Below are 7,089 nucleotides of genomic sequence, written 5' to 3'. Positions count from 1 at the left end.
TTTGTACGCGATTGATTTATGAAACCATTTGCCTTTGTTTTTCCCGGTCAGGGCTCGCAATCCGTGGGCATGTTGAATGGCTGGGAGCGGCACCCTGCGGTGACACAAACCTTGGAAGAAGCGTCGGACGCGCTGGGTGAAGACCTGGGGCATCTGATCGAGCAAGGCCCGAAAGAGGCCCTGGCCATCACAGCCAATACCCAGCCCGTGATGTTGGTCGCAGGTGTTGCCGCGTGGCGCGTTTGGCTGGCCGAACATGGCGCGTTGCCTGCGGTGCTGGCCGGGCATTCTTTGGGTGAATATTCGGCCTTGGTCGCCTCGGGCGTGCTCACGCTGGCGCAGGCGGCGCCACTGGTGCGTTTCCGCGCCAACGCCATGCAAGAAGCGGTGCCTGTGGGCACGGGCGCCATGGCGGCCATTCTGGGCATGGATGCAGCGTCGGTGATCGCCGGTTGTGCCGAAGCCCAGGCCACGTTTGGGGCAGGCAGCACCGAAGTGGTGGAAGCCGTGAACTTCAACGACCCGGGTCAGACGGTGATTGCCGGCAGCAAAGCCGCGGTGGAAAAAGCTTGTGAAGTGCTCAAGGCGAATGGCGCCAAGCGTGCTTTGCCCTTGCCTGTGTCGGCGCCTTTCCACTCCAGCCTGATGCGGCCTGCGGCCGAGAAGCTGAAAGAAAAATTGGCCGAGACGCGTTTTGAAGCGCCTCAAATTCCCGTGGTGAACAACGTCGATGTGGCCGTCGAATCGGATGCGCAGCGCATCCGCGACGCGCTGTATCGGCAGGCCTTTGGTCCGGTGCGCTGGGTGGAGTGTGTGGGTGCGATCAAGGCGCGGGGTATCCATACCTTGGCCGAATGCGGCCCGGGCAAGGTGCTGGCCGGCATGGTCAAACGCATCGACGCCGAACTCACGGGGCTGGCGCTTTTTGATCCGGCCAGCATGAACGAAGTCAGCGCCCAACTGGCCTGAACACCTGCAAGAAAGCAAGGCTATAGATGTCTGAAATCAAGTTTGAAGGTCAGGTCGCGCTGGTGACCGGCGCCTCGCGTGGCATTGGCGCAGCCATTGCACAGGAGTTGACGGCCCGTGGCCTGATCGTGATCGGCACCGCCACCACGCCGGACGGCGCACAACGCATCAGTGCAGCGCTGCAAGCCACGCCGGGTGCGGCTGCAGGCTGTCGCGGTGCGTGTCTGGATGTCAACCAGGCCGAAGCCGTGGACGCCTTGATGGACGAGCTGGTGAAGGGCCACGGTGGTCTGCACGTGTTGGTGAACAACGCCGGCATCACCCGCGACATGTTGGCGATGCGCTTGAAAGACGACGATTGGGACGCGGTGCTCAACACCAACCTCAAGGCCGTCTTTCGCATGAGCCGCGCCGCTATCCGGCCCATGATGAAGCAGCGCTATGGCCGCATCATCAGCATCACCAGTGTGGTGGGCGCTTCGGGCAACGCGGGGCAGGCCAACTACGCGGCCGCCAAGGCGGGCGTGGCCGGCATGACCCGCGCGCTGGCACGGGAACTGGGCAGTCGCAACATCACGGTCAACTGCGTGGCACCCGGGTTCATCGAAACCGATATGACGGCGGCCTTGCCGGAAGAACAGCAAAAGGCTTTGCTGTCGCAGATTCCTCTGGGGCACCTGGGCAAACCGGCCGACATCGCGCATGCGGTGGCCTATCTGGCCAGTCCGCAGGCCGCCTATGTGACGGGGCAGGAACTGCACGTCAACGGCGGCATGCACATGAGCTGATACCCTGCGCTTGCACCAGACACTTCACTCACCGCCGAAAAGCCGTCCGGCAGACCGTTTAGAGACCCATCTCTGGCACGGCTAAAATGACGGCCTGTATTTCAACCACCCTTAGAGGGACTTATGAGCGATATCGAAGCACGTGTTAAAAAAATCATTGCCGAACAACTCGGCGTGGAAGAGGGCCAAGTCACCAACGAAAAAGCTTTCGTGGCCGACCTCGGCGCCGATTCTCTGGACACGGTCGAGCTGGTGATGGCCCTTGAGGATGAATTCGGTATCGAGATTCCCGACGAAGACGCCGAGAAAATCACCACCGTGCAAAACGCCATCGATTACGCCACCGCCAATCAAAAGGCCTGACGCGCCCATGTGCAGTGGTCAGGACACCGCCAGGCGCCAACTCACCTGGGGTGACCGGCGCTGCACGCCATGCCTTGAATTCGGGAGTGGTCAATGACCCGTCGTCGTGTTGTCGTGACTGGTCTGGGTTGTATCAGCCCCGTGGGAAACACGGTTGCTGAGGCTTGGAACCAGTTGCTCGCCGGTCAGTCCGGCATAGACCTCATCACCAAGTTTGACGCGTCAAACTTCGCTTGCCAGATCGCTGGCGAGGTCAAAAATTTCAATCTGGAGTCCTATCTGAGCGCCAAGGAAGCGCGCACGATGGACACCTTTATCCATTACGGTATCGCCGCTGCGGTCGAAGCTGTCAAAGACGCGGGTTTGCCTACCGGCGAAGCGCTGGGCGATGAGCAAGCGGTTCGGATCGGCTGTGTCATCGGTTCGGGCATTGGCGGATTGCCGATGATCGAAGCGACGCACACCGAGCTGACCAACCGCGGCCCGCGCCGCATCACGCCGTTCTTTGTACCGGCTTCCATCATCAACATGATCTCGGGTCATGTGTCGATCCGTTTCGGCTTCAAAGGCCCCAATATCGCCATCGTGACCGCCTGCACCACAGGTTTGCATTGCATTGGCGAGGCCGGGCGGATGATCGAATACGGCGATGCCGACGTGATGGTCGCGGGGGGCTCTGAAGCCACCACGTCGCCACTCGGTATCGGTGGCTTTGCCGCCATGCGCGCGCTGTCCACCCGCAACGACGATCCCAAAACGGCCTCCCGTCCCTGGGACAAAGACCGGGATGGCTTTGTCTTGGGCGAGGGCGCGGGTGTGATGGTGCTGGAAGAGTACGAACACGCCAAAGCGCGTGGTGCCAAGATTTACGCCGAGCTGGGCGGGTTTGGCATGAGCGCCGACGCCGGGCACATGACGGCGCCCAATATGGACGGCCCACGCCGCGCCATGTTGAGCGCCATGCGCAACGCCGGTGTGAATGCGGACCAGGTGGATTACGTGAACGCGCACGGCACATCGACACCATTGGGTGATATCAACGAGTCCAACGCCATCTAGGCGGCGCTCGGCGATCACGCTTACAAGACGGTCGTCAATTCCACCAAGTCGATGACGGGGCACTTGCTCGGCGGCGCCGGTGGCATCGAGAGCGTGTTCACGGTGTTGGCCTTGCACCACCAGAAAAGCCCGCCCACGATCAACATCTTCAACCAGGATCCCGAATGTGACCTGGACTACTGCGCCAATACCGCGCGGGACATGAAGATCGACGTCGCGCTCAAAAACAACTTCGGTTTTGGCGGCACCAACGGCTCGCTGGTGTTCAAGCGCGTCTGAACGACGCGTTTCGCGGCTCGGCTGTACGCACGCATGCGCAACGCCCCATCGGTGATGTACCCGGTGGGGCGTTGTGCTTTCTACGCCCGAATGCTGCTGCTCTTGGCTGGCCTGGGTCTGGTGGTCTGGGTGCTGTGGTGGTCGGGCTGGCCCGATGACTTTGGCCGCGCCGGGCGATCTTCTTGGACTGCGGGTGTGGGCTTGTTGTTGTGGCTGAGCTGGTGTGGCTTTGTCTGGCGCAGCTGGTGGTTGGCGCCCAGGGGGCAATTGCACTGGGATGCCACCGCCGGCTCGGTGGAGCGCCCATCCGAAAAAGGGCTTTGGCGATGGCAGAGCGTGGCCTACCAAACCGGCGCGCCCTTGCAGCGCGTGGAGTTGATGCTGGATCTGCAGAGCCGCGTATTGCTGCGCCTGCGCAATGCCGATGGGGTTTGCAGCTGGATATGGGCGCAGCGCCAGTCCAGTCCGGCCAACTGGAATGCATTGCGCAGGGCCTTGATGGCGTCGGCTCGGTGAATCCCGTTCGCCGCCGCCGGGAGGCACAGGCCGTTGCGGTATATTGCTGCGGCCACCCGCCGCTTTGTCTGGCCGTGTGGGCGATGGACCGCGATGCGGTGCCGCGCCTGGACCCCGACGGGCTGTTGCGCGGGATTTGCAGCCATGGCTGGAATCCGGTCGACCTCCCCAAGCACTCCCAACGTCCTGATTCGATTCGCTGCCCTCATGTCCCTGGAAGATCACACCGCCCCGCCACCGCCTGACAGCGATGCCATGCTGGTTCAGCGCACGCTGGCCGGCGAATCGCGCGCGTTCGATCTGCTGGTGATCAAGTACCAGAGGCGGGTGGAGCGCTTGATCGGGCGCATGGTGCGCGACAGCGACCTGGTGCAGGACATCGCCCAGGAGAGCTTTATCCGGGCCTACCGCGCGCTGGCCCAGTTCCGGGGCGACGCGCAGTTCTATACCTGGCTGTACCGGATTGCGGTCAATACCGCCAAAAAACAGCTGATGGAGCTCAAGCGCGACCCGCTGGTGTTCCAGTCGCAGATGAAATCCAACGACGACGATGAAACTTCCTCGTCCGAACGCGAACTAAATGCCAATGTGGCCGATACGGAAACGCCCGAGGCGATCCTGGCCAGCAAAGAAATTGCCGTTGCGGTCAATGCGGCCATGGACGCCTTGCCCGAAGAATTGCGCATGGCTATCACCTTGCGCGAGATGGAGGGTTTGAGCTACGACGAGATCGCCCAGGCGCTGGATTGCCCGATAGGGACGGTCCGCTCCCGGATATTTCGGGCCCGAGAAGCGATCTCGAACCGCATCAAGCCCATGCTGGAACGCCAGACCGGCAAACGGTGGTGACGCGGTCGCCGAACCACCACAAGCCCCTGCCGCTGTACCGAACCCTTTGAAAGCCCAAGATGAACACCGCTACACACTACCCGGACCCGGATGCACAGGACGACGCCTTGGCTGCGTTGAATACATCCGTGGGCGTGGACGCGTTTCAACGGTCTGGCGCCGATCTTGAAGATGCCGCTGCCTGGTCGGCCTTGGTGGATGGCGAGCTGGGCGGGCCTGAACTGGACGCCTTGCTGTTACAGGCCCGTGGCAGCACCGAGATGTTGTCCACCTGGCACAGCTACCAGGTGATCGGCGATGTTTTGCGTGCGGCGGTACCCCCCGTGGCGGCCAAGCCACCGGCCGATTTTCTCGCCGGTGTTCGCGCGCGTCTGCCCGATGAGCGGCCCCAGCCGGTGTCCGTCGTGCCTGCCCCGGTGAGCGCCACAAGGTCGCGCGAAGCGGCGGCCAACGACCCGGTCTTTCGCTGGAAATTGGTGGCGGGTCTGGCCTCTGCCGCAGCGGTGATGGCTGTGAGCTGGCAAGCCTTGTCTTTGGGCTCATCGCCATTGGGCGGGGGCTCGCAGCTCGCGGCGGCACCCCCTTCTGTGGTGGCCAGTTCCGCACCGACCCGCACACCCGTGGCTGCCAACTCGGTGCTCGTGAACACGCAACAAGGCGTGGTGATCCGGGACGCCCATCTGGAAGAGTTGCTGGCCGAACACCGCCAATACGGCGGCACATCGGCTTTGCAAATGCCGGCGGGATTTTTGCGCAATGCCACCTACGACGCGCCAGCGCGTTGATTTTTGCATGAGCCTGTTTTTGACCATGAATGTTTTGCCCTTGCCGCTGGCTTTGCCCCGTCGGCTGGTGAATGCCGTTCGCGTACCCGGCGATGCCCTGGGCTTGGGCTCCAAGCGGGCGCTGTGCCTGGCCTTGTTGTGCGCAACTTTTTTCCTGCCCGAACCCGCAGCGGCCGCCGATGCCAGTGCGGGCAGCGCGCGAACCGTGACCGAATGGCTCACCCGCATACACGAGGCCTCGCGCCAGCGCGCCTACATGGGCACCTTGGTGGTGTCGGCGGGTACCAGCATGTCGGCGTCTCGCATCTGGCACGTGTGCGATGGCGTGCAGCAAATGGAGCGCATCGATACGCTGACCGGCGCGCCGCGCACCACCATCCGCCGCAACAACGAGGTCATCACCTTCATTCCAGAGTCCAAGACGGCCTGGCTGGAAACGCGTGAGTCGCTGGGCCTGTTCCCGGAATTGCTGCGCACGCCCAACAACGCCATTCCCGACTTTTACAGCGCACGCGAGGGTAGAAGCGAGCGGATCGCCGGTTACGTCTCCGATGTGGTGGAGATCCTGCCCAAAGACAGCTGGCGCTTTGGCTACCGCATCTGGTCCGAGAAAAAAACGGGTCTGGTGGTGAAATTGCAGACGCTGGGCGGGCAGGGTCAGGTGCTGGAGCAGGTTGCGTACTCCGAGCTGCAACTGGACGCGCCGGTGCGCATGGACAAGCTCAACAAGCTGATGAACAACACGCAGGGCTATTCGGTGCACAAGCCGGTGTTGAAAAAAACCACGGCCGCAGCCGAGGGCTGGCGACTCAAAGAAGCCGTGCCGGGATTTTTCCCCATGAGCTGCCAGATCCGGGACGGCGGCAACACGGCAGATGCACCGCCCATGCAGTGGGTGTTTTCCGATGGACTGGCTTCGGTGTCCTTGTTCGTGGAGCCGTTTGATGCCCAGCGCCACACCGAAGAGGGTTCCGCCGTGATCGGGGCGACACACTCGGCGACCCGCCGCGTGGCCGACTTCTGGCTCACGGCGCTGGGTGAAGTACCCCTGACCACCTTGCAGCGTTTTCTTCAGATGATGGAGCGCACCCGGTAATCTTGTGCCGCTGGGCGATGCCCCACCATCCCCGTCCACATTCCGTCTACACATCGATGCGATTCAACGCCAAAGGATGCCCATGTTGAAAACCCAGTTTGCTCGTCGCCCTTTGATGGCTGCGCTGTTCGCGGCGGCTTTGTCCACCCTGAGCGGGGCCGCGCTTTTGACCAGCCCATTGGCGCAGGCCCAGGCGCAGCCCTCCGTGGGCGCTCCGGTGGTCAAAGGCTTGCCCGACTTCACCGATTTGGTCGAACTCGTCGGCCCCTCGGTGGTCAATATCCGCACCCTGGCGCGGGCCCCTGCCGGCGCCGGTGCGGGGGGCTCCGGTCTGGACGAGCAGATGCTGGAGGTCTTCCGCCGTTTTGGCATTCCGATACCACAC

At 62.7% G+C, this 7,089-nt stretch carries 7 protein-coding genes and 2 pseudogenes; all 9 read left to right on the top strand.

Annotation, left to right across the window (positions count from 1 at the left end; genetic code table 11):
* The first annotated feature begins 18 nt into the window (after window positions 1–18).
* Window positions 19–969, top strand: coding sequence for an ACP S-malonyltransferase (gene fabD / locus ABYB95_RS13545; RefSeq protein WP_372659087.1), 951 nt, complete (start codon window positions 19–21; stop codon window positions 967–969).
* A 26-nt stretch (window positions 970–995) separates the two neighbouring features.
* Window positions 996–1,757 (top strand): 3-oxoacyl-ACP reductase FabG, encoded by a 762-nt coding sequence (gene fabG / locus ABYB95_RS13540; protein WP_372659086.1) that lies wholly within the window; start codon window positions 996–998, stop codon window positions 1,755–1,757.
* A 123-nt stretch (window positions 1,758–1,880) separates the two neighbouring features.
* Complete coding sequence (gene acpP, locus ABYB95_RS13535) at window positions 1,881–2,120, top strand: acyl carrier protein (protein ID WP_372659085.1); 240 nt, start codon at window positions 1,881–1,883, stop codon at window positions 2,118–2,120.
* A gap of 93 nt (window positions 2,121–2,213) precedes the next feature.
* Window positions 2,214–3,458: pseudogene (fabF, locus tag ABYB95_RS13530) on the top strand (beta-ketoacyl-ACP synthase II).
* Window positions 3,459–3,491: 33 nt separating this feature from the next.
* Entirely contained in the window at window positions 3,492–3,974 is a 483-nt protein-coding gene (locus ABYB95_RS13525) for a hypothetical protein (RefSeq protein ID WP_372659084.1), read from the top strand.
* A gap of 207 nt (window positions 3,975–4,181) precedes the next feature.
* Window positions 4,182–4,823, top strand: a complete 642-nt coding sequence (gene rpoE, locus ABYB95_RS13520; protein WP_372659083.1) for an RNA polymerase sigma factor RpoE — start codon at window positions 4,182–4,184, stop codon at window positions 4,821–4,823.
* A gap of 59 nt (window positions 4,824–4,882) precedes the next feature.
* A complete protein-coding gene (locus ABYB95_RS13515; protein ID WP_372659082.1) occupies window positions 4,883–5,608 on the top strand; it encodes a sigma-E factor negative regulatory protein in 726 nt (241 codons plus the stop codon).
* A 25-nt stretch (window positions 5,609–5,633) separates the two neighbouring features.
* Window positions 5,634–6,704 carry a MucB/RseB C-terminal domain-containing protein gene (locus ABYB95_RS13510; RefSeq protein WP_372659081.1) on the top strand — a complete coding sequence of 357 codons (1,071 nt, stop codon included), beginning with the start codon at window positions 5,634–5,636 and terminating at the stop codon, window positions 6,702–6,704.
* A gap of 82 nt (window positions 6,705–6,786) precedes the next feature.
* A pseudogene (locus ABYB95_RS13505) lies at window positions 6,787–7,089 on the top strand (serine peptidase); the annotation flags it as partial.

The sequence above is a fragment of the Hydrogenophaga sp. genome (assembly GCF_041633695.1).
GTDB lineage: Bacteria > Pseudomonadota > Gammaproteobacteria > Burkholderiales > Burkholderiaceae_C > Hydrogenophaga.
This window is presented reverse-complemented; position numbering and strand designations above follow the sequence as displayed.